Raw genomic sequence first — 23,641 nt, 5'->3', positions numbered from 1 at the left:
CGAACTCCCGTTATTCTGTCGTTTGTGCCTGCCGCCACAAACAGTTACCAGCACTGTTTTCAACAATATCCAAACGTGCCTCGTGTTGTGCTAATTCATCGGCAGATGCCTGAATTACCTTTAATTTATTTCCGTTGCGGGTAACCCGCCGAATGCCTCCGGCCTGGTCGTTGTCATCGCCCGCCGAGCGTCCCGCAAGATTAAGTGCGGTTTGCCCGCCGGTCATCAGCAGATACACATCAGCCAGAATTTCGGCATCCAGCAAGGCGCCGTGTAGTGTACGGTGGCTGTTATCGATGCCATAACGTTTACACAATGCATCCAGGTTGTTTTTCTGTCCCGGGTGCATCTGACGCGCAAGAACGAGGGTATCCAGCACACTACAGATGGCATCTGTTTTAATCGTGCGGGTGGTTGGCTCCATCGCAAACTCATGATCCATGAAACCGACGTCAAATGGCGCATTGTGGATCACCAGTTGCGCCCCTTTAATAAAGGAAACAAAGTCCTGGGCTACGTCGGCGAATACCGGTTTATCAGCAAGAAATTCATTGGTGATCCCGTGTACCTCAATGGCTTCCTGCTCAATATGACGTCCGGGATTAATGTACACATGGAAATGGTTGCCGGTGAGTTTCCGGTTGATGAGTTCCACACACCCTATCTCGATAATGCGGTGTCCTTCTTTCGGTTCGATACCGGTGGTTTCCGTATCTAGTACTATCTGACGCATTGACTCAGCCTGCTGTTATCAAAATTTATTGCCTGCCAGAGCGGTGGCAATGTCACAAACAAGTCCGTAGTATATCAGCCCCGCCGCGACAGGCTATGGTCAGTTTAAAAAAGGAGTCAGCGTGACGAAAAAAACGGTTGAGGTGTATACCGATGGTTCGTGCCTGGGAAACCCGGGTCCGGGCGGTTATGGCGCCGTACTGATTTATAAAAAGCACCGTAAGGAACTGTCTGACGGTTTTGCCTGCACCACCAACAACCGCATGGAGCTGATGGCCCCCATTGCGGCGCTGAACAGTCTGAATGAGGCTTGCCAGGTAGACATTACCACTGACAGCCAGTATGTAAAAAATGGCATCAATCAGTGGATCCATAACTGGCGAAAAAACGGCTGGCGGACGGCCGATAAAAAGCCGGTAAAAAATGCTGACCTATGGAAACAACTGGACGAAGCCGTATCCCGCCACACGGTGACCTGGCACTGGGTAAAGGGCCACAGTGGACATCCTGAGAACGAGCGTTGTGACACCCTTGCCCGCGACGCCGCCAGCAACAATCCGACGCAGACTGATCCGGGGTTCAGTCCGCAGTAGCGATTACCAGCGTAACAGGAGTTTGCCGCAGGTCTGATTATCCTCCAGCCGCTGGTGAGCTGTTGCCGCGTCTGCGGCATCATACACGGTATCGACATTCACGCTCAGCTCGCCGCTTGCAAACGCACTATAGCAGTCGCGATGAAATGCACTGACGAGCTGTGTTTTGTAGTCATCGCTGCGGTTTCTGAGTGTCGAGCCTTCAATTTTCGCCCGCTTCCCCAGCAACAGTGCCATATCAAGCTTGTCGGCATAGCGGCCAGCCAGCATGGCAAGACAGACAATATGCCCATCCCGCTTGAGTACAGACAAATTGCGATTGAGGTAATCCCCGCCCACCATATCGAGCACCATATCCACGCCATCTGGCCATTGCTCATTCAGCACTTGCGCAAAATCATTCTGACGGTAGTTGACAGTGAGCACCGCTCCCGCCTGACGGCACTGCGCCAGCTTGTCGTCTGAAGACGCGGTTGTCGCCGCCTCTACCCCAAAAAAGCGACACAGTTGCAGTGCTGCCAGACCAACCCCACTGGCGCCCGCATGAATAAGCACACGCTGGCCGCGCTCGATACCAGCAATGGTTTTCAGACACTGATACGCGGTAAGAAATACTTCGGCCAGTCCGGCAGCGTCAACAAGACTGATGTTATCCGGAACGCCAAGCAGGTGGTGCGCATTAACGATGACCTCTTCGGCATAGCCGCCTCCTGCCACCAGTCCGCACACCCTGTCGCCTGCGCGCCACTGTCCGACGTCATCAGCTACCTCGGTGACCACGCCGGATACTTCCAGCCCGAGGATGTCACTCTCTCCGGGCGGTGCCGGATAACGGCCCTGACGTTGCAGGGTATCTGCCCGGTTTACACCGGATGCAGCGACCTTTACCCGCACCGTGCCAGCGCGCAGCACAGGCGCGGTGGTCTCTGCTACGCAGAGGTCTGACGGTGCCGGACCGCCGTACTGGATATAACGCATAGTCACCTTCGCTTACGGTTGGAATTACGCTGATTACGTGCAGTACAACCGGCAGGGTCACTAGTTCAGCGATTCGCCTTCCGTTATACTGCGCGCCAATTAAGTAGAATCAGGTTACCACAACATGTCAGCCACCGTCATTTTACACGCCGGCCGTGATAAATCCCTGCGCCGCCGCCATCCCTGGGTTTTCGCCAGCGCCATTGCCGCGGTTAAAGGCAAAGCCCGTAGCGGAGATACCGTTAACGTTGTCAGCGACAAGGGCGAGTGGCTGGGTCGCGGCGCCTACTCACCCGAATCTCAAATCCGCGTGCGTATATGGACATTCGAACAGGACGAAGCCGTGGACAATGCATTTTTCCTGCGTCGTCTGGACGATGCGCTGGCCCTGCGACAACGGCTGTTTGATCCGGCACTGACCAACGCTTACCGTCTTATTGCATCGGAATCTGACGGATTACCCGGTATCACCGTTGACCGCTATGACAATGTGCTGGTGTTACAACTGTTAAGTGCCGGTGCGGAAAAACACCGCGATAAACTGGTGTTCGCACTCAGGAAAAAAGTGCCTGATGCGGTTATCTACGAACGCAGTGACGTCGACGTGCGCGAGAAAGAGGGCCTGCCAGCAGTGACCGGGGTCATCTCAGGCGATGTACCGGACAGAGTGACCGTGACAGAAAACGGCATGAAAATTCTGGTTGATGTGAAGAACGGTCACAAAACCGGGTTTTATCTGGACCAGCGTGACAGTCGTCTTGCCGCACGTCGCTACGCAGACAAGGCGAGTGTTCTTAACTGCTTCAGCTACACCGGCACGTTCGCGTGTGCAGCCCTGTCAGGTGGCGCCACCCATGTCACCAACGTAGACGTGTCTCAGCCTGCCCTCGATATTGCCCGGGAACATGTTCAGATAAACGGGTTTTCTGAGCAGCAGGTGACCATGGTGAATCAGGACGTGTTTGAGGCGCTGCGCGATTATCATCGTGCCGGCACGCAGTTTGATATGGTGATCCTCGACCCGCCAAAGTTTGTCGACAGCAAAGCTTCTCTGAATCGCGCATCAAGAGGCTATAAAGACATTAACCTGTATGGTATTCACGCCGTAAAACGCGGAGGTCTGTTGCTGACCTTCAGTTGTTCCGGTCTGATGCCGGCAGAGTTGTTTCAGAAAATTGTGGCTGACGCCGCGCTGGATGCCGGCCGGACCATAAAAATTATCGAGCGTCTCAGTCAGGCACCAGATCATCCGGTGATTGGCAGCTTTCCCGAGGGCTATTACCTGAAAGGGCTGATTTGCGAGGTGATTTAGGCCTCACCAAAGGCAATCAAACGCCGCACCACAACGGGTGGTGCGGTGTTGTCCTAATGAAGTCGCTTACTTCATTTCTGAAATTTCTACCCCGATGGTACAGCTGCCTTCGGTTTCCGGCATACAGCGAACGACCGTTGCGACAGCTGACAACGACGGTATCTGTGAGCTGTTTGAGTCGATGGCTACCGTGACTTCGGTACCCACTTCAATAGAAGGCTCGGCGACCTCCAGTGACATTCCGGTTGCACTGATATCTTTACAGACGGCCTGTAAAGTACGGCTGGACTCTTCGTCATTCACCTGAATCTGACACGGTGAATTCACCATCATCCTGAAAAAGTTACGCTTATCGTCGTATCCCAACATACCTACCTCTCCTAACCTCGGTATTGTGAGCCTTTGTTTATGCGCCAGCGCCCCTTTTTCTAAAGACGTTTTGGCGAAATACTAAACCGTTATAGGTTGCCCGGACGCGCTTGTCAATGGACGTGTTACGCATCCCTGATAAAAGCATAGACCGGTTCTGTTAAAAGTCTTCCAAATAATTGACGATCCGTTTGGCAGAAATAGGATAGGCGGTCCCAAGCTGCTGAGCGAACAGCGAAACACGCAGTTCTTCCAGCATCCAGCGCACCTCGACGAGTTCTGCCGGTTGCTTATCTGCGGGATACTTACCTTTGACTTTTTCCCATTGCACCACCACTTTTTCAATGGTCATCTGCTGCAGCCGGTCACGGTTAGGATCAACGGGCAACTTTTCCAGTCGGCGTGCCAGGCCTTTTACATAGCGGTTCCAGTCATCCAGACGCACTGCCCCGATGTCTGAGACAAAACCCGGATACACCAGCGACGCCAGGTGCGCCTTACAGTCTCCCAGCGCGTTAACCATCGCCAGCGGCACATTACCTTTCATTTGTTTCTGACACTGGTGCGCCAGTGTCAGTCCCTGTTCGACCTTTTGCGCAATCTGCAGCACTGTGTCGTTAATCTCACCGCGCACTTTATCGACACAGCGGTCAAAGTCCGCTTTACTGCGAATGTCATGACCGATGTCGCTGGCATAGGCCGATACCAGGGCATCAATACCCGCGAGGATACAGTCGTCGATTAACGCTTTTACCTGGCCAAACGGGTTGAAGTACAAACCGAGCTTGGCTTTGTTCGGCAGCTTCTCCTGCAAATACCGAAGCGGTGATGGCATCGCATTTTTTATCAGCACATTGACCCCCTGCCGATGCAGCCTGCGCGCCTTCTCAGGTTCGTCAATCAGCTCAATGTCGGCATGTTCTCCGCGCGCGACCAGCGCCGGATAAGCCTGAACCTCGAAGCCAGCCAGTGACTGGGTAAAGCTTTCCGGCAGGCTGTCAAAGTCCCAGTCAGTGATATTTTTGCGTTCCAGTTCAGGCGTTGCCGCCGCTTCAAAGGTTTCCTGTACCTGCCCCTGGCACTGTTGTTTTAGCTGGTGTAAATCATCACCCCGGGCAATGATCTGCTGTTTATCGTTCACCACCGCAAAATGCATAATCAGGTGGCGTTCAAGCTGGGACAGATTCCACTCATCCTCTGCAATATCCACTCCGGTCATGCGTTTGAGCTTAAGGCTAACCGCTGCCAGCAAGGACACCGGGCGCCCCTGCTTATCGGTCTGACTGATATCTGCCAGACAGGCGTCAGCAAAATTTGGCGCGGGTACGAAGTTACGCCGGAGCCGCTTGGGCAAGCTTTTTATCATTGCGACGATACGTTCATGACGCAGTCCCGGCACCTGCCAGTCAAAACCAATATCTTCTACCTGGTTGAGCAACGGCAGCGGGATCATCACGGTCACGCCGTCATCATCGGCATTGGGTTCAAAGTGATAACGCAATGGCAGGGTAATATTGCCCTGACGCCACTGGTCAGGAAACGCCTGCGCAACCGCCATTTCAGGCTGCTGACGGTAAACATCCTGCTCGGAAAGTTTCAGGCTGTCTTTATCTTTGAGCTGTTTAAACCATTTTTTAAAGGCCGCTTCGTTATTGACGTCAGCAGGGATTTTTGACGCGTAAAAGTCAACCAGTTGCTGTTCATCCACCACCAGGTCACGCCGACGGGTCTTTTGTTCCAGCTCGTCGACTTCTTCAAGCAACGCCTGATTGTGACTCAGAAAGTCATAACGCAGCCGGGTCTCACCGGCGATCAGGGCTTCGCGGATAAACAGGTCATGACACACCACCGGATCGAGCGTGCTGTAGACAACCTGACGCCGCATGACGATAGGCAGTCCAAACAGCGTGACTTTCTCCCAGGCCATAACCGCGCCCCGCTTTTTCGACCAGTGAGGCTCGCTGTAACTGGACTTGGTGACGTGTTTTGCCAGTGACTCCACCCATGCGGGGTCGATACGCGCAGCCATTCTGGCAAACAGCCTCGACGTTTCCACCAGCTCTGCTGCCATCACCCATTTGGGCTGCGATTTGGCAATGTCTGAGCCGGGGAAGATCATAAATTTCGTATTCCGGGAGCCCAGATATTCGCGGTCTTTGTCTTTCATCCCGAGATGTGACAACAATCCGCTACACAATGCCTGGTGTACTGCTGCATAGTCCGCTTCCTGACGGCTGATCCCCATCCCCAGCTCAGCGACCGCTTTTTTCAGCTGACTGACGATATCCTGCCATTCGCGCATCCGCAGGTAGTTAATAAAGTGGGTTTTACACCATTTTCGAAGCTGATTCTGACTGAGTGCCGACTGTTGCTCACGAAATGCTTTCCACAGATTAAGAAGACTGATGAAATCAGAATCCTTGTCGGCAAACGCGCTATGCTTTTCATCCGCCTGCTGGCGTTTTTCCTGTGGCCGCTCGCGGGGATCCTGAATCGACAGCCCGGCTGCAATCACCATCACCTCACTCAGGGCATTGGTGGTTTCCGCCTCAATCACCATGCGCGCATAGCGAGGGTCAATTGGCAGTCTGGCGATTTTCCGTCCCAGCGGGGTGAGCACCGGCCGGCCTTTTTTGCGCGCCATGGCTTCAATTTCTTCAAGTAACCGGAAACCATCATTGATGTTGCGCCCGTCCGGCGGCTGGACAAACGGAAACGCACTGATATCACCAAGTCCCAGTGCCAGCATTTGCAATATAACCGAGGCCAGGTTGGTTCGCAGAATTTCCGGATCAGTAAACTCGGGCCTGCCAAGGTAATCTTCTTCGCTGTACAAACGAATACAAATACCGTCCGAGACCCGGCCACAGCGCCCTGCCCGCTGGTTGGCTGACGCCTGGGACACCGGCTCAATCGGCAAGCGCTGAACCTTGCTTCTGGCACTGTAACGTGAAATACGTGCCATCCCGGGATCGATAACATATTTAATTCCCGGCACCGTCAGTGAAGTTTCTGCCACGTTGGTCGCCAGTACAATACGCTGCCCGGTGTGCGACTGAAAAATGCGGTTTTGCTCGCTGGCCGACAGTCTTGCATACAAGGGCACAATCTCAGTATTGCGGTACTGCTGACGCATCAGTGCATCCTGGGTGTCACGAATTTCCCGTTCGCCACTGAGAAAAACCAGAATATCGCCGGGCGCCTCATTACGCAGTTCATCAACCGCCGCAACAATGGCGTCGGTCTGATCAATATCGTCACCCAGCTCCTCAGGCGGCCGGTATCGGATTTCTACCGGGTAAGTACGACCGCTGACCTCAATGATCGGGGCATCGTTGAAGTGACGGGAAAAACGTTCAGGATCAATGGTCGCCGAGGTAATAATCAGTTTCAGATCGGGCCGTTTCGCGAGAAGTTGTTTGAGGTAGCCGAGAAGAAAATCAATGTTCAGACTACGCTCGTGCGCCTCGTCAATAATGATGGTGTCATACTGATTGAGGAAACGGTCGCTTTGCATCTCTGCCAGTAGCATTCCGTCGGTCATCAGTTTAACGTAACTGTTTTCACTGACCTGGTCAGAAAAACGAATTTTAAAGCCCACTTTTTCACCCAGCGGGGTATTCAGTTCTTCTGCTATGCGACTGGCGACGCTTCTGGCGGCAAGCCGCCGTGGCTGGGTATGGGCAATCAGCCCATCAACACCACGCCCCAGTTCCAGGCAAATTTTGGGTAACTGCGTGGTTTTCCCTGACCCGGTTTCACCGGCGACAATCACAACCTGGTGACCGGCGATCGCGGCTTTGATGTCATCCTTCCTGTCGCTGACAGGTAACGGTGGGTACGTGACCGCGGGCAGGTGTTTTTGTCGGTGTTCACGTGCAGTCCGGGAGGCCGTAATATCGTTCATCAGGGCCTGCAAGGTTTCATCATCTGTGCTGAGCGTATTGCCTGCCTGCTTGCTTAATTGTGTCAACCGACGCGACAGGCGAAACCGGTCCCGCCCCAGGCATTCAGAAAGCTGTGATCTTAGCTGTGATAACGGGATTAACTCAGCATGCGAACTCGACAAAATTTTCTCCTTCCTATCAGATGGTCGTCGATCCTAGAAGAAGTGGACGCACGGATCCACTGTCAACAATAAACCTGAACGCCAGCACAACAGTAACGTGACGACAGAAATACAGACGTATCGGTGTATTGGATTAGAGCCTGTTGACCTTTGCTGTATAATTTTGCAACGATTGTGCGGCATTTCTGCAACGAAGCGCGATTGTGGTGTAGTTTCTCTACATGAATGAGTGCTGAGGCAGCAAAAATGCCGCACAATCGTTGCCCAAAGGGTTCGTCCTAAACGCTTTTTACTCATTGTTGCTTATTTTTGACTTAATACATTAGGCCTGCAAATAAGCGCCGCGATTAAAAAGCGTTTAGTTAGAACAAAATTCATACAGCAAAGGTCAACAGGCTCTAGTGTTCTTCACCCAGCAGATCGACCGGCGCCGAGGCAAATCGGGGGTAATTAAACACAATAGCGGCAATGCCAAATACGAAAATCAGCATGGGATACCAGCTGTATGGGGTAATGGCAAGTGGCGAAATACCCACCACCGCGGCGGCACTCAGCAATTGTGCGCCATACGGAACAAGCCCCTGAAATGCACAGGAAAACACGTCCAGCAGACTGGCCGTGCGGCGCGGGTCGACGCCGTACTGGGCGTTAAGATCCCTGGCGATGGGCCCTGCCGTAACAATCGCAATGGTATTATTCGCCGTCGTAATATCCAGAAAACTGACCAGCCCGGCAATACTGAATTCAGCACCGCGTTTACTACGAACCCGCCTGGTTAACATGCTGATAAGCCAGGTAATACCGCCATTGGCGTGCATCAGCGCCACAATGCCGCCAATGGTAATGGCGATCATGGCAAGGTCCTGCATCCAGCCCATGCCTTTTTGTACTGTTTCCATCACGGTAAGCAGATCCATCTGTTGCTGCGCCAGTCCAACCAGTGCGGCACTGACAATGCCTGTAGTCAGCACCAGGATCACATTCAGTCCCATCAGCGCACTGGCAATAATCAGCAGATAAGGCAGCATGCGCCACGCATCATACGCACGGGCATCGGGCACGCTGGCAACATCTACCGGAATAAACAGCAGCAGGGCCAGCGTGCACACAGAGGCGGGTACCGCCACCAGCAGGTTTGCCCTGAACTTGTCTTTCAGATTCACGCCCTGACTACGCGTAGCAGCAATCGTGGTGTCTGACACAAAAGACAGGTTGTCTCCGAACATGGCGCCACCGACCACAATGCCGAGCAGCATTTCGACCGGCAGGTTCAATGAGGTGGCCAGACCGGCACCAATCGGCGACAGTGCGGTGATGGTTCCCATCGACGTGCCCATAGCAAAAGAAATAAAACAGCAAATCAGAAAAAGGCCCGGCAGGATAAGCGTTTCAGGAACCACAGTCAGTGCGAAGTTCACCGTAGCGTCACGGGCACCAATATCAATAGTGAGCGCATAAAAGGCACCGGCCAGCAGGAAAATCAGCACCAGCAAAATAATATTATGATCGCCGCCGCCACGACAAAAAATGTGCAGCTTTTCAGTAAATGATAGTCGCTCGTCCTTAGGATTAATGAACAGTGCCAGACCGGCACTGATAAAAAATGCCACCAGAATAGGCATCGCCGTAATGTCTTCGGCTACAACGCCGGTCGCCACAATCAGGCACACAAACAAAAAAATAGGCGCCAGCCCCATCAGGTTGGCCTTACTTGCGGTACTCACAGACATTAAAACTCTCTTGCAGCATTACACCGACGGCAAGGATAAGGGGTTTTACTGAGGTGTCAAAGAAAAGCATTCGAAAGAAAGGCCCGCGCCTTTCTCTCGCATGCAGAACGCGGGTGTGGGGTGAAACTAGCTTGCCACCTTCTGGTGATAGCCATCACGAAGCTGCACATCAATGGCTTTTAGTACACTGGTACGGTTGATCGTGCCAAGCAATACGCCATCATCATCCACAACGGGGTAAACCCGTGGTTTCTCTTTGATGAGTAGCTGCGCAAGTTCTATCACCGACATATAGGGTTTAATCGTGAGTGCTGGTGTTCGCATGATGTCAGCAACGCGGCACACCTGCTCGCGGTAATAGCTGGACTCGATCATCCGTGCAATACAATCCTGTTCAGACAGGAAACCAACCACCTTACCTTTATCATCAATGACAGGGCCACCTGTCTGGCCGCTTCGCAATAGTGTTTCGACTGCCTCAGCAACCGGCATTTGCAGTCCCAGTTTTACCGGGTGTGTGTTCATGTAGTCGCTGACCTGAAGTGATTCCATCTTGCCTCCCCGCACATTCACCAGCGCGCTGGTGACCTGCGTTATTGTTATAGTGGGTTACTCTGACCGCCCGCGGTAAACCTTCTCTGTGAGTCAGGGTTACCGGGACGACCTGTGGCACTGATTACAGCCCACACTTCAAGCCTAGATGGTGTCTTTTAAAACGGCTATTTTTTTACCGTTTTTTTTAACTCTGGATTGTCCTCTGTCAATACCATCAGGGTGTGAGCTGTCCGCTCTCACTGATGTCCTTATAAATGCCGATGACGTAGTTACCGTCGCGATCAACGCTTGCCCGGTACATACCCGCCGAATTAAATGGCATAGCAATATTGCCACGTGCGTCGATCGCAATGATACCGCCATCACCGCCAACCCCTGCCAGTACCTTATTGATCACCGTATCTGCGGCCTCATTAAGCGGCACACCCTGGTACTTCATACGCGCGCAAATATCTGCTGCGACGTTGTAGCGAATAAAATACTCACCGTGGCCGGTCGCCGACACTGCACAGCTGTCGTTGTCGGCAAATGTGCCCGCGCCAATAACCGGCGAGTCACCGATACGGCCATACCGTTTCGCCGTCATCCCGCCGGTAGACGTTCCTGCGACAATATTGCCGTCTTTGTCCAGCACGACCGCGCCGACGGTGCCAAACCGCTCGTTCCCCTGCTGACCTCCGCTATCCAGCCCGGCTTTTTCCATGCGCGCTTTAACACGTAGCAGCGCCTTATGACGAAACTCGGTATCAAAAAGGTGATTATCAACCGGTGCCAGTCCCTGAGACTCGGCAAACGTTTCCGCGCCTCTGCCCGCCAGCATGACATGTGGTGACGCTTCCATTACGCGCCTTGCCGCCTCAATCGGGCTGCGTATGGTTTTTACTCCCGCCACTGCCCCGGCATTACGGGTACCGCCATGCATCAGCGACGCATCCAACTCATGTTCACCGTCATAGGTATACACGGCGCCAATACCGGCATTAAACAGTGGCGATGATTCGAGGATCTGAATAGTTTCAACCACGGCCTGTTCACCCGGCGCGCCGGCTTTTAATAACGCATAGCCATGACTGACCGCATCCTTTAGCGTCGTCAGATAGGCTTTTTCCTGCTCCGGTGTCATATTTTCCTTAAGAATAGTGCCCGCACCACCATGAATGGCAATGGCAACCTGTGGCGGCGTGTCTGCCCAGGCAGAAAACGCAATAAGACTGGCCGTCAAAAGTGCTGATAGCGATTTGTACATTTTGGCTCCCGTTCGTCGTTGTTTTCTGTCACCCTACTTGGTCAGGTGAGCAATAGCATCTGCAAATGCGCTTAACCGCTGATCTCATAAGACAAAGTTATCCTGCCAGATCATAGTAGCGTATCTGCCTGACAGGGTTGGCGTGCGTTCTGCCAGCGTGTACACTCGCGCACCATTGATTGCTGTTATCGAGTATGACAGAGTCACTACTCGGTTTACTCCTGAATAAATAACAACACCGGCATCCCATGCAAGCACCTACTCTTCTCTGGCACGACTACGAAACCTTTGGCGTCAGCCCCAAAAAAGATTTGCCGTGCCAGTTTGCGGCTATCAGAACCACTCTGGATCTTGAAGAAGTAGACCGGCCGATCAACATCATGAGCCAGATTGCCAACGATTACTTACCGCATCCCGACGCCTGTCTGGTCACAGGTATCACACCGCAGCAAACCCTGCGAGACGGGATGATTGAAGCTGAGTTTGCCCGGCAGATATACGCACAGATGGCCATGCCGAACACCTGCGTTGTCGGTTATAACAGTATCCGGTTTGACGATGAGGTAAGCCGCTACCTGTTTCACCGCAACTTTTATGACCCGTATGCCAGAGAGTGGCGCAATGGCAACTCTCGCTGGGACATTATTGACCTTGCCCGGGCGTGCTATGCCCTGCGCCCGGATGGCATTACCTGGCCGGTAAAAGATGACGGCAGCCCGAGTTTCCGGTTGGAGGAACTGACCGCCGCAAACGGGATTGAGCACGGTGATGCACACGATGCATTATCAGATGTGCGGGCAACCATCGGCCTTGCCCGCCTCATAAAACAACAGCAACCCAAGCTTTTTGACTATGCGTTTTCACTGCGCATGAAGCAGAATGTTTTGCGTCAGATTGACCTGAGCAAACCGTCTGTATTGCTGCATGTCTCATCTAAACTGCCGGCCCGTCACGGCTGCACTACCTGGGTGATGCCGCTTACCATGCACCCGAACAATCCAAACGCCGTGATTGTGGCCGACCTGTCCCGTAATCCGGACATTTTATTGCAGGCCTCACCTGAGATACTGCGCAACAACCTGTATGCCAAATCTTCAGAGTTGGACAGTGAGGACGACCGTCCCGGTCTGAAGCTGATCCACATAAACCGCTCGCCGTTTATTACAACCGGCAAGGCCATGACACCTGAAAATGCACAGCGACTGGGGCTTGATCGCGATACCTGCCTGGCCAACTTTAAGCGGCTTGCGGCTGCCAGCGGTCTGGCTGAAAAGGTGACGGCGGTTTACAGCGACAGCATGGAAGACGCAGAGGAAGATGTCGACTTTGCACTGTACAGCGGCGGCTTCCTGAATAATGAAGAGCGTAGTTGGTGCGATCAGGTCATTAACGCGGATCCGGACGCATTAGCCGGGCTGGCAGAACTGACACAAAACACACGCTTGCGGGCACAGCTGTTCCGCTATCGCGCGAGAAACTACCCGCACACCCTGACTATGGACGAAATGCAACGATGGCAGCGTCACCGTCAGGCAAGACTGACCGACCATCAGTCTGACGCCTCAATCAACCTGGAACACTTTATGGTAAGGCTCGAATCACTTGCCCATGAGGTCGCAGACAACCCGGATAAACAGGCGATATTGCGTGCACTGTATCAATACGCCCAAAACCTTTGACCTGCGACGGCGATACGCTATACATTACACTTAAGGTCCCGCGGGACTGGCCGATACAACAATAACTCTCACACGTGTTGATGGAAGTAGTGATGAAAGGCGTACAGTTACATTTTGACGATGCAGATAACGCACTCGAATTAACCCTGAAACCGGCCGAGTTCGAGGCAGAGCTCAAAACTGCAGACATATTCAGCCTGATCACTGAAAACGGCTACGACCGACTGTACATCTCCGAATCCAGTGTTAAAGCGGCCTGCGAGAAAGCCAATCACTTTTTCAAAACGAAAGACTTAACCGACGTTGTCGAAAAGATTGGTGAACGTCGCAACGCCGAGGTCGAGTTTCGTATCCCAGAGGACGCCATGGTCGCCACCGTGGTGCTGACGACCCCTTATGGCGGCAAACTGCCTACCGTTGACACCATTAAAAAGCTGGCCGTTAAGAATAACATCAAGCGTGGTCTTGGCGTTAAACGCATTGAAGCATTGCTGCTGGAAGCCAAAAGTGCTCCACAGGGCGCAATTATCGAACAAATAGTCGCTAAAGGTCTTCCACCCCGCGACGGCAGACCGTCTAAATTCGTCCCTCTGGTGCCTAACGCACTGGAGCGGGTACTGCGTCCTCAGACCGGTAAAGATGGCCGCGTCGACATGCGTAACCTGGGTGAAGTCATTTGCGTCAAGGCCAATACCGAGGTGCTTAAGCGTACCGCGCCGACGAAAGGCAGGACTGGGTTCGACGTACGAGGCAATGTACTGGAAGCCAAGACAGGCGACTGGCTGGACTTTAAAATGGGTAGCGGAACTGAAGTCAGCCCGAAAAATGAAAACATTCTTATCTCATCTATCGCCGGCATGCCGAAATACCAGAACCAGGTGATGAATATTGATGACACCTTCATCAGTAACGGGGTTAATGTGGGTACCGGCCACGTCAACTATGAAGGTGCCGTGCTGGTTAACGGCGATGTTACTGAAAAAATGGTTATCAAGGCTAAAGGCGATGTCACCATTAACGGCTTTGTAGAGTCAGCCTATATCGAATCGGGTGGCGATATCATTGTCACCGAAGGTGCCATGGGTAAAGTGAATGAACAGGCAGCTGAATTCAGTTGTCAACTGGTCGCCGCCGGCAGCATTCATGTACAGCATGGTCAGGGAATCGATTTAAAATGCGGCCAGAACGTGACGGTTACCCGACAGCTTGCCTACAGCCGGATATTTTGTGGTGGTTCAGTAACAGTTGGCCAGGTTGATAACCCGCAGGGTAACCTGTTTGCCTGCGAAATTATCAGTCAGGATAAAATTATTGCAGGTACGCTGGGGGCGGTCTCCGGCAGTACCTTAAAAGTCGACTTCAGCAGTGGTTATAACCTGTTGCTGGAGCGGCGTGATGCACTGGAAGACCTGTTAAAACAGCTTCGTGACAACAATCACCGTCATAAAGAAAAAATCAACATCATTAAAAGTAAGCAGGTACCTGCCGAGCTACGTCCAAGAGTAGATGAAGTCATCGACCTGTATAAAAGTGAGAGTGCTCTGCTGAACTGGATAGAAACACGTATGCTGGAAATGAAAAATGCCAAGGATGCGTACCAGAATAGTATTGGCCTGGTGGCAAATAAAAAGCTGTACTCCGGCGTCACCGTAAAGCTGAACAACCGGTCATGGCGCTCTGAGCGAGAGTACCAGCGTGCCAAAGTTTACTACGAGTCGCATCAGTGGCACTACGAGCCGTTGGTGTAACACAACGGCCATTTTTGTGAAGCGGGTCATCCGAATACCTGCTGATTTATATCGGGTATACAATACCCACGTCCGACGGGTACAACGCCGCGTACCCTTATAAGAGACACGCTGGCAGTGAAAACTATTACCTACGCAGTAATTGCGCTGTTTTTTGGGCTACTGACTGATATTTCCTCTACATCGTACATTTACGGCGTGCTCTGCCCTGTCCTCACCACGGTTTTCACGCTATTTGTGGTATTCAGGTTATTGCCCTCAATTAAAGGATCTGGCGGAAGCGGCGGTGATGGCGGCAGCGGCGGCTTTTTCGGTGGAGGTGGCGGCGGTGACTGCGGTGGTGATGGTGGTGGCTGTTAGCAAATAGCCTTAATGCCCCTACTCGTTCCCCTTTGATTCTGTATCACGCTTCGCCTGCAACAACGCAATTTTTGCCTTTACAACCTCTGGCATCGCTTCACCGTTATGCGCTGTCATGTTCACGGGCACCTGTCTGCCTATGGCGTTTAACATCGCGTCAAATGGCTGCACACTGCCCCGGTGAAGCACCGCCACGCGAGATACGGCCTTGGCATGAAGCGTGTCTGCGGCCATAAAGTTATGTTCCAGATACAGATACTTTTTATCCCAGTGCAGCAGCGAAGTGCGCACCGTGATTTTTTTCATCGGCGGTATTTCGCGAATATACGTCATTGTCTGACTGGCCAGCACCGACCGCCAGCCCGCTTTTAAAAACAAACGGGCGGCACCAATCTCGGCGAAGTACTGTACCCGCGCCGAGTCCAGCCATACACAGTAACGGCTGTTTGTCAGGTGAATATTAAAATCACACTCCCAGGGCCAGACCCGGAATACCGATAACACCGCGTCGTCCGGCGCCGTGTTTTGCCGCCAGGGACGCTTAAGGAGTAGTAAAATAAAACGAAAAAACGTGGTCATTGCACTGTGGTCCGTCGTCAGGGCTGTGGTTGTCGGTCGATAGCATACCGCCGAACAGGGCGTTGCGGTTACCTTATTTTACTGCCTCATGGCGTTTGTCGGTATCGAGACGTTCAATAACATCGTCGATCTCAGATTCAGGCACCGGTTTTGAAAAATAATAACCCTGCAAATAATCACACTGATGGCGCTGAAAGAACCGAAGCTGTTCTTGCGTTTCAATACCCTCAGCAACACATTGCATGTTGAGACTGTCAGCCATGCGCAATGTAGCAAGGATAATCGCTTCATTGCTTTTATTTTTACCAATGTCACTGACAAAACTTTTGTCGATTTTAATCACGTCGATTGGAAAATCCTTCAGATACTTAAGTGACGAGTATCCTGTACCGAAATCATCCAGCGCTATCACATAGCCCTGCGCTTTCATTTTCGACATGGCAGACATTGCCCGCTCATAATCAGACATCAGTGCGCTTTCTGTAATTTCAAAACGAATACATGATGGCGGAATTGAATGCTCGCGCAACAGCTCAGTCAGCTTATTGAGATGTAACTCCGACATGAAGTGACGTGCAGACAGGTTCACCGACAGGTAAAACGAACGATCATTTTTAAGGTGCCGGGTTAACATACTGATCCCCTGCGCCATCGCTTCCAGCGTCATATCAACAATCAGTCCCAGATCTTCGGCTACCGGGATAAATATGTCAGGAGAAACCATACCGTCATCCGATGGCCAGCGCATCAGCAACTCAAACCCTTCCACCCTGTTACTCTGACAACACACGATCGGCTGATAAAAATTCGTGAATTGTCTGATGGAATGCGCGTGCTTAACGCGGTTTTCCAGCATCAGTTTGGCCTGCACCTGCTGATTCATGTGCTCAGTGAAATACTGGAACCCGTTACTGCCCTTCTCTTTGGCATGATACATAGCAATATCAGCACTTTTCAGAAGCTCATCGGCGCTGGTGGCATCCTCGGGATACAGTGCAATACCGATGCTGGCAGACACGCTGACCCTGTGGGCAAGTAGTTCAACCGGTTTTTCAATGGCAGCAATGATCTCTGCCGCCAGATAACCAAGTGTATCTGCCTGTTCGGCTTCTTCAATCATGACCACAAACTCATCCCCGCCCAAGCGTGCAACCGTGTCAGATTCTCTTAACACACTGGCTATTCGTTCACTGATTTGCCTGAGCAGTTCGTCACCGGCATCATGGCCCAGGCTGTCGTTAATTTGCTTAAACCTGTCCAGATCAATGAAAAATAATCCAATATGCTGATTATCCCGTCTCGCCTTATCCAACGCGTGTTTTATCCGGTCCAGTAGCAGCGTTCGATTTGGCAGGCCTGTCAGACTGTCGTAGTTTGCAAGGCGCCTTAGCGCTGCCTCGGCTTCTTTCTTCTCGCTGATATCCGACAAAATAACGAGATAACGATCGACCTCATTATGTTCACTGACACTGGCCACTGTCGAGATACTGACTGCAACGTCATACTGCTCGCCGGTGAGAGACGTGATGTGGGTCTCGCCACTCCAGTATTCGCCCGGTTTAAGCTCTCGCATCTTGCGCCAGTATTCATAGTGTGACGGTTGCTGGATACGTAAAATGCGTTTAATTTCTTCCGGCGTATCCCGTTTTGGATCCACCCCCAGCGCATCATTAAAGGCCTGGTTAGTGATAACGGGTTGCATATCCCGGTCAAAAATGACCACCCAGTCCCGGGTATGCTGAAACGCCTCCCCAAACAGCCGGGCTTTCTCGAAGTTGTCCATCGACTCGGTAATGTTGGTGTAGGTTCCCACCATCATGGGCTGTAACGGATTGTCTGCGCGCTCAACTAACGAGCCGACATCCCGGTACCAGTAATAATTCTCGTCAGCCCCCTTCAACCGATAGGTAATGTCCAGACCTTTGTCACTGCCCGCAACCGCGTTTTTCCAGTTCATCTGGTAGTGTTTTCGGTCCTGAGGGTGAATCAGGGCAACATGTTCACGCAGCGTGTGGGCACCCACGCCGCTGTAGCCAAGCTCCTGGCCAAGCCGTTGCTGAATAATGGTGTCGGTCTCAGCCTGCCATTCCCACACATTACTGTTACTTGCCACTAGCGCCATCGACAACCGGCTCTCACTTCGCAGCGTTTCCAGATGGGCCGCTCTGAGTATGGCATTTTGTCGCTGGCGCCTGATAAACAGTGCACTGAGCAGAACAACCGCAATAAGGCTGTATACCCAATACGCCAATGGAGATAAAAACGGCGGATAATTGACCGTCAGTGTCAGCGTGCTGACCGGCCCTTTTTCTCCGTTTTCAGGGTCAATCACTGACACCTGTAAGGTATATTCACCGGGAGCCAGTGTAGGAAACGAAATTTCTGGCTCTTTTGAGTCCGGATAGTCGACAGCCGTTTCACCAACCAGTGATACGCTGTATCGCGTATTCTTCCTGTGTTCAAACTGCATATTCGAAAACAACACCTTAATACCGACATCATCATGATTTAACGTAAAATGGTGGTCATTAAGTGTGGTCAGGCTGTCTGACAGCGGACGGGACACCAGACTGATATCCGAAAATACCACGTCACGTTTGGTGACATCAGAGGATGTCAGGGTAGCAGGTTCAAAAACTGACATACCTTTTTGCGAGCCATACACCAGTCGCCCGTCGCCCAATTCTGCATCGGCGCCAACGTTAAATTCATTCGTCAGCAGTCCATCCTCGACCGTGAACTGACGAAACTGCAGCGAGTCAGGATAGAACTTTAACAGTCCGGCGTTGGACCCCATCCACAGGTTTCCACTGTCATCCTTTTTCAGCCCGAAAACGTCGTTGGTCGGCAGTCCGTTTTGCACGTTCAAAAAATATCGCTGTTCCAGCGTTTCTGCATTCAGGCCGTATAATCCATGGCCGGGATAGGCTATCCAAAGAGTACCCTGGTTATCCGTCACAAAATCGGTGGGCGATATGACATACTTCGAATACACCTTCTGTGCCTTGTGTAGCAGGCTAAGCTGCTTATTCTTCCAGTTGTAGCGCCAGACTTCTCCGGCCATGGCAATCAGGACAGATTCATTGTTCCCGTCTACATCAGGATAAAAACCAAAGAACTGATCAGCATTTAATGTGCTGTTGATTTGCTCACTTTCGATAACCTTGCCCTGCTGCCAGTCGACCTGCCAGAATCGCCTGTCTGACACCACAAGCCCATAGCGTTCGCTAAGTGGCATTATCCCGTATGCCTCATCAGAGTTCAGGATCCCGGCGTCGTTTACAGACAGATTAAGTGCTACAACCTGACGTTTCACGGTGTCAAATTTTTTAATGCCAGCGCCGGTTAAAAGCCACAAGTAGCCTGGCTCAGTTGCCGGTTTGATGGTCCAAATCGTGCCGCTTGTAAAGACGGCTTTTTCTTCATCACTCACCAGATAATGTTCGGCGTGACCACTGGCAATATCGACGTAGTTAAGCCCATTGTGTGTGCCTACCCACAAGTGCTGCTGATCCTCGACATAAATATCGTAAACCTGTTCGTGACTGAGCGACGGGCCCGATTTCTCGTTCTTTGTTATGTTGGTAAACAGCGTGGCTCTCTGTGACCACAACAGTGCACCGTCAGTTTTCGTGGCAAGCCACAGGCGGCCCCCATCTACTACCTCAAGATCGGTAATATCATCATCAGACAACAATAAACGTGAGTCAGTGGGCTTTAATAGGTGGGTAGCCTGTCGCGTATCGCCGTCGAAAAGGAATAACCCCTGGTCAGTTGCCAGGTAGTACTCCTGCTCTGACGCATATTTCACATCCCAGATATTGAGCGTGTCGACCACACGGGTTGCCTGGGGTGCTGGTGTATCACCTGTCACATAGCTGATGAGCGGCGCAAGCGGAAAACTGTACAACCCTTCAACTGCGCCTAACCATAACTCGCTGTTACCCTCAATATGAATAAATTTCGTATTCATGTTGTCCAGATTCGGTGGCGTGCTGCCAAGATGATCAATGTGCACAGACTGGTTTGTGCGCAAATCCACGCCAAAGAAACCGGTAGAGGCCGCGATAAAAAGCGCCTGTTTGTGTACGGCCAGATACCTGACCACCTCGCCGGCGTCTGCTTCCTGCTCTGAAAGCGTAAAAAGTGTCTTAATTTGCCGGGTGGGTATATGGTAACTGACCACGACGGTATCAAGTGCGATAACAAGGGTGTCGTCATCCGTCTGTACGAAGTGTGACGCGCCCTGATACCAGTCGTCGTAGCCCGGATACGGTAACTGCAGCATGGTTTCAGCCACACCGGAGTCCCGGTCAAGCCGCATGATGCCGTTACTGAGTGTACTAAACCACAGGTAACCTGACTTATCCTCAAACAGCGAATAAATCGCATCGCTGCCTATTTGCTCATTGTTCCCCCGAACCTGTCGGATGTGATAGCCGTCATAGCGGTTTAATCCGGCCTCTGTGGCTATCCACAAAAACCCTTCGCTATCAACTAACAGGCTGTTAACCGAGTCCTGGGACAGGCCGGTAGAGGTAGATAACTGGGTAAATCGCGGGTCAGAAATAAGCGGAGAAGATACCGCAGAAACACTTATCAGGTTCAGTAAAATGAGGCAATAACAGCGGAGGCTCTGATGTTTCAAGAGTGTTCTGAAACGTGCTAAGACAAGCGCAGCAGCTTGTGACAACGTGTTTTCCACCTTTACCTCGTTCTACGACTGAAACTCAGCCTACTTCAACAGAGTGCTTTGGGTGATGTTGCAAACGCACTGTCCTGCAAAAGGGTACCGTCAGCTACGCTTACAAACATATTTTATTACAAATGTGTTACGACATTAGCACGAGCGCCTCATTCAGACAACTGATTAGGCGGTACCTGGCGGGGTGAAACTTCAATAAACGTATCTCGCAAGAGGATACATAAAGCGACGTGCTATCAGCTCTGGTTAAGGATAATCACAAGGTAAACAATGACTTGTCAGTCTGCCACAAAGGTTGCCCCATCAGCGCGACGGCGGGTTTGGTACAGTGCTTTTACTGTACGGTCATACCATTCCATAAAGCCCTCGGCACTTTTCACACTCGACACCGCAGCAACCACGGCCATACCTTCCTTATTGCAGGCGGGGGACTGATCAATCGCATCGACCAGGCGATCACTGAGTTTCTTTGCCGCATCAACATTGGTCTGCGGACACATGATCACAAACTGTTGCGCGCCAAACCGGGACACAACATCCACTTCCCTGACCGTGGTAAGACACAGGCTGGCCACCACTTTTAACAGGTCGTCATATTCACGGACATTGGTATGCGCCTGTCCATTTTCGAGTTCAATCACAATCAGGCTGGCAGAGGTCTGGAACCGCTGAAAACGCGAGACTTCCTCTTCGGCACGCTGAATCATCTGATTGCGGTTATACAATCCGGTGACGGGATCGTGGGATGACAGAAATTCCAGCGTGCGGTTCTTTTCCAGCAACGAGGTTTTGAGCGCCGCTATCTCGTTGTCTTTTTCTTTTATCTGCAGCGAATAACGACGACGAAGTCTGGTCTGCCAGACGACAAAAAAGAGCGCCATAATAATGGCCGCACCCAATACGAGATAAGGCCAGACAACGTGGTGGTCACGTACTTTGATGGTATTCCACTGGCGGAAAATTTTTACCCGTTCGGCTTCAGGCACACTACGAATACTGTCATTCAGGCGCGGGATCAAATCATCCGCATAGGCCTTGTTAACGCCGAAACGCAGCGAGTCATGCGGCTCGGCATAGCCCACCACCAACAGATTAGACAGCCCCTGATTGCGAATATGGTAATTGACACTCAGCAGTGAGCCAATCATCACATCAACATCACCATCGGCCACGCTCTGCATTGCAGCCACTTCACTGGCATACGGCACGGTTTTAACCTGCGGGTAGTAGCGGTGCAGGTAATCGGCATGCCGGTAACCCGGAATAATGCCGACAGTTCTGTCGCCCAACCCTTCATATCCCTGTAGCATCGGCGTGCCGGCTCTCGCCACGATCACATTGGGCGACTGAAAATATGCATCAGAAAAAGTGAGAAATGCATTACGCGTGGCAGTAATGTTCACCATCGACACCATCATGCACTGACCGGTACGCACAAACTCCAGGGACTCCTGCCAGTTACTTGTTGGTACAAGTTTAAAAGAGATATCGGCCTGTTCACCGATTTTTTTCAGATATTGTGCGGAGATACCGACATGTTCACGATTTCGGTATGCTTCATACGGCGGCCAGTTGGGATCGATACAGTAGGTAACTTCGGTCATTGCATATGCCGGAGAGCCCGCCAACAGCCAGGTCAGCATGACAATAGAAAAAACGTAGCGGAATAACGATCCGGTCATAATAGTTTCACTGACTAAAAAATAGTCTTAAAATCAAATAATTAAGAGTTCCAGCCTACCCTGATTCGCTGACTGCATGCAACTGACAATCCTGTCGATTGCTACGTTACCTTATTCCGCTGCTGATAGCTCGTCTGAAGATAGGTTTTTTCACGCATGATGACCGCCAGTTTCTCTACCGCCAGCCTGATGTCCTCAAAAGACAGATACAATGGTGAGAAGCCCACACGCAGCACGTCCGGTGCCCGGAAGTCAGCAATCACGCCCTGCGCTATCCACGCCTGACAAATCGCATAGCTGTCGATGTGGCGAAGGGCAATCTGGCTGCCCCGCTGTGCGGACGGTGGTGACAGCAACGTAAACGTGTCGCTGATGCGGGCATCGTCCAGACACGACAGAAAATAGTCCATCAGCGCGAGCGATTTCTCACGTATCGCCTGCATGGATACATCGTCGAACACACTTAAAGCTGCATCCAGCACGCTCATCCCAATCACCCCGGGCGTACCCGACAGGTTTTGTATCACCCCGTCAGCCGGTGTATAGCCGGGCTCAAACCGAAACGGGGTGGCATGGCCCATCCAGCCCGATAGTGGCTGCTGATAGTCAGCGTGATGACGTTTAGCTACATAGATAAACGCCGGCGCGCCCGGGCCGCCATTCAGATATTTGTAGGTACAGCCAACCGCAAAGTCGACCTCACAGTCATCCAGCGCCACTTCAAACGCGCCGGCACTGTGAGCCAGATCCCATAACATCAGTGCACCGCACTGCTGCACGTCGCGGGTCACTCTCGCCATATCATGCTTAAAGCCAGTGCGGAAGTTGACCTGGGTTAGCATGACCACAGCAACATCATCATCCAGCCCGGATGCCGGGTCCTGCTCATCGATAAAGCGCAGCGTGTACTGGTTACCAAGCTGTTTTATCAGGCCTTCTGCCATATAGATATCGGTTGGAAAATTATCTTTAGTGGTGGCGATTACCCGCCGCTCAGGTCGCATGGCGAGGGCTGCAGAGAGCACTTTATACAGATTCACGGAAATCGAGTCACAACAAACAACCTGTCCTGCGGCTGCGCCAATCAGCTGGCCAATGCGATCTCCCACTTTGGCCGGCAGGTCAATCCACTGATGAGTATTCCAGCTTTTGATCAGATCCTGCCCCCATTGTCGCTCCACTACGTCGCGGGCGCGCTCGCGGGCGGCAACCGGCAGTGGTCCCAGTGAGTTTCCGTCCAGATAAACGGTGTGTTCAGGCAGAATAAAGGCGCTGCGTTTGTGGCGCAGCGGATCAGTCATATC

16 protein-coding genes are annotated in these 23,641 nt (G+C 52.0%); 5 read left to right on the top strand and 11 right to left on the bottom strand.

Features of this window, described 5'->3' with window-relative positions:
• Positions 1-10: 10 nt before the first annotated feature.
• The gene (gene dnaQ / locus AB1N33_RS11055) at positions 11-733 is read right to left on the bottom strand and encodes a DNA polymerase III subunit epsilon (protein ID WP_411271610.1); all 723 of its coding nucleotides are present in this window, start codon (positions 731-733) and stop codon (positions 11-13) included.
• A gap of 121 nt (positions 734-854) precedes the next feature.
• Here dnaQ and rnhA point away from each other — a divergent pair, with 121 nt between their 5' ends.
• A complete protein-coding gene (gene rnhA / locus AB1N33_RS11050; RefSeq protein WP_411271609.1) occupies positions 855-1,325 on the top strand; it encodes a ribonuclease HI in 471 nt (156 codons plus the stop codon).
• Positions 1,326-1,328: 3 nt separating this feature from the next.
• Here the strand turns inward: rnhA and AB1N33_RS11045 are convergent, their stop codons facing one another.
• Positions 1,329-2,303 carry an NAD(P)H-quinone oxidoreductase gene (locus tag AB1N33_RS11045; protein ID WP_411271608.1) on the bottom strand — a complete coding sequence of 325 codons (975 nt, stop codon included), beginning with the start codon at positions 2,301-2,303 and terminating at the stop codon, positions 1,329-1,331.
• Positions 2,304-2,427: 124 nt separating this feature from the next.
• On the opposite strand from AB1N33_RS11045, the gene AB1N33_RS11040 reads away from it, so the two are divergent.
• A complete protein-coding gene (locus AB1N33_RS11040; protein ID WP_411271607.1) occupies positions 2,428-3,615 on the top strand; it encodes a class I SAM-dependent rRNA methyltransferase in 1,188 nt (395 codons plus the stop codon).
• Positions 3,616-3,681: 66 nt separating this feature from the next.
• Here AB1N33_RS11040 and AB1N33_RS11035 read toward each other — a convergent pair whose 3' ends face one another.
• The 5 genes from AB1N33_RS11035 to AB1N33_RS11015 form a co-directional block, all read right to left on the bottom strand.
• The gene (locus AB1N33_RS11035) at positions 3,682-3,984 is read right to left on the bottom strand and encodes a PilZ domain-containing protein (RefSeq protein WP_411271606.1); all 303 of its coding nucleotides are present in this window, start codon (positions 3,982-3,984) and stop codon (positions 3,682-3,684) included.
• A gap of 160 nt (positions 3,985-4,144) precedes the next feature.
• On the bottom strand, positions 4,145-8,053 hold the full coding sequence (gene hrpA / locus AB1N33_RS11030) for an ATP-dependent RNA helicase HrpA (protein WP_411271605.1): 3,909 nt from the start codon (positions 8,051-8,053) through the stop codon (positions 4,145-4,147).
• Positions 8,054-8,451: 398 nt separating this feature from the next.
• A complete protein-coding gene (locus tag AB1N33_RS11025) occupies positions 8,452-9,783 on the bottom strand; it encodes a Na+/H+ antiporter NhaC family protein (RefSeq protein WP_411271604.1) in 1,332 nt (443 codons plus the stop codon).
• A 126-nt stretch (positions 9,784-9,909) separates the two neighbouring features.
• Entirely contained in the window at positions 9,910-10,335 is a 426-nt protein-coding gene (locus AB1N33_RS11020; protein WP_411271603.1) for a CBS domain-containing protein, read from the bottom strand.
• Positions 10,336-10,552: 217 nt separating this feature from the next.
• Entirely contained in the window at positions 10,553-11,584 is a 1,032-nt protein-coding gene (locus tag AB1N33_RS11015; protein ID WP_411271602.1) for an isoaspartyl peptidase/L-asparaginase family protein, read from the bottom strand.
• Positions 11,585-11,832: 248 nt separating this feature from the next.
• On the opposite strand from AB1N33_RS11015, the gene sbcB reads away from it, so the two are divergent.
• The 3 genes from sbcB (at position 11,833) to AB1N33_RS11000 (ending at position 15,371) form a co-directional block, all read left to right on the top strand.
• Positions 11,833-13,263, top strand: coding sequence for an exodeoxyribonuclease I (sbcB, locus tag AB1N33_RS11010; RefSeq protein WP_411271601.1), 1,431 nt, complete (start codon positions 11,833-11,835; stop codon positions 13,261-13,263).
• A 92-nt stretch (positions 13,264-13,355) separates the two neighbouring features.
• Positions 13,356-15,011 (top strand): flagellar assembly protein A, encoded by a 1,656-nt coding sequence (locus tag AB1N33_RS11005; RefSeq protein WP_411271600.1) that lies wholly within the window; start codon positions 13,356-13,358, stop codon positions 15,009-15,011.
• A 117-nt stretch (positions 15,012-15,128) separates the two neighbouring features.
• Positions 15,129-15,371, top strand: a complete 243-nt coding sequence (locus AB1N33_RS11000; RefSeq protein WP_411271599.1) for a hypothetical protein — start codon at positions 15,129-15,131, stop codon at positions 15,369-15,371.
• An 18-nt stretch (positions 15,372-15,389) separates the two neighbouring features.
• Here AB1N33_RS11000 and AB1N33_RS10995 read toward each other — a convergent pair whose 3' ends face one another.
• The 4 genes from AB1N33_RS10995 to kynU all read right to left on the bottom strand — a co-directional run bounded on the left by AB1N33_RS10995 (position 15,390) and on the right by kynU (position 23,638).
• Positions 15,390-15,950: a thioesterase family protein gene (locus AB1N33_RS10995; protein WP_411271598.1), complete on the bottom strand. Its 561-nt coding sequence runs from the start codon at positions 15,948-15,950 to the stop codon at positions 15,390-15,392.
• Between the two features lie 73 nt (positions 15,951-16,023).
• The gene (locus tag AB1N33_RS10990) at positions 16,024-20,598 is read right to left on the bottom strand and encodes an EAL domain-containing protein (RefSeq protein ID WP_411271597.1); all 4,575 of its coding nucleotides are present in this window, start codon (positions 20,596-20,598) and stop codon (positions 16,024-16,026) included.
• A 335-nt stretch (positions 20,599-20,933) separates the two neighbouring features.
• Positions 20,934-22,337 (bottom strand): diguanylate cyclase, encoded by a 1,404-nt coding sequence (locus AB1N33_RS10985; RefSeq protein WP_411271596.1) that lies wholly within the window; start codon positions 22,335-22,337, stop codon positions 20,934-20,936.
• A gap of 101 nt (positions 22,338-22,438) precedes the next feature.
• Complete coding sequence (gene kynU, locus AB1N33_RS10980) at positions 22,439-23,638, bottom strand: kynureninase (RefSeq protein ID WP_411271642.1); 1,200 nt, start codon at positions 23,636-23,638, stop codon at positions 22,439-22,441.
• Between the last annotated feature and the right edge of the window lie 3 nt (positions 23,639-23,641).

It is taken from the genome of Alteromonas nitratireducens, from assembly GCF_040812025.1.
GTDB classification, from domain to species: domain Bacteria; phylum Pseudomonadota; class Gammaproteobacteria; order Enterobacterales; family Alteromonadaceae; genus Alteromonas; species Alteromonas nitratireducens.
This window is presented reverse-complemented; position numbering and strand designations above follow the sequence as displayed.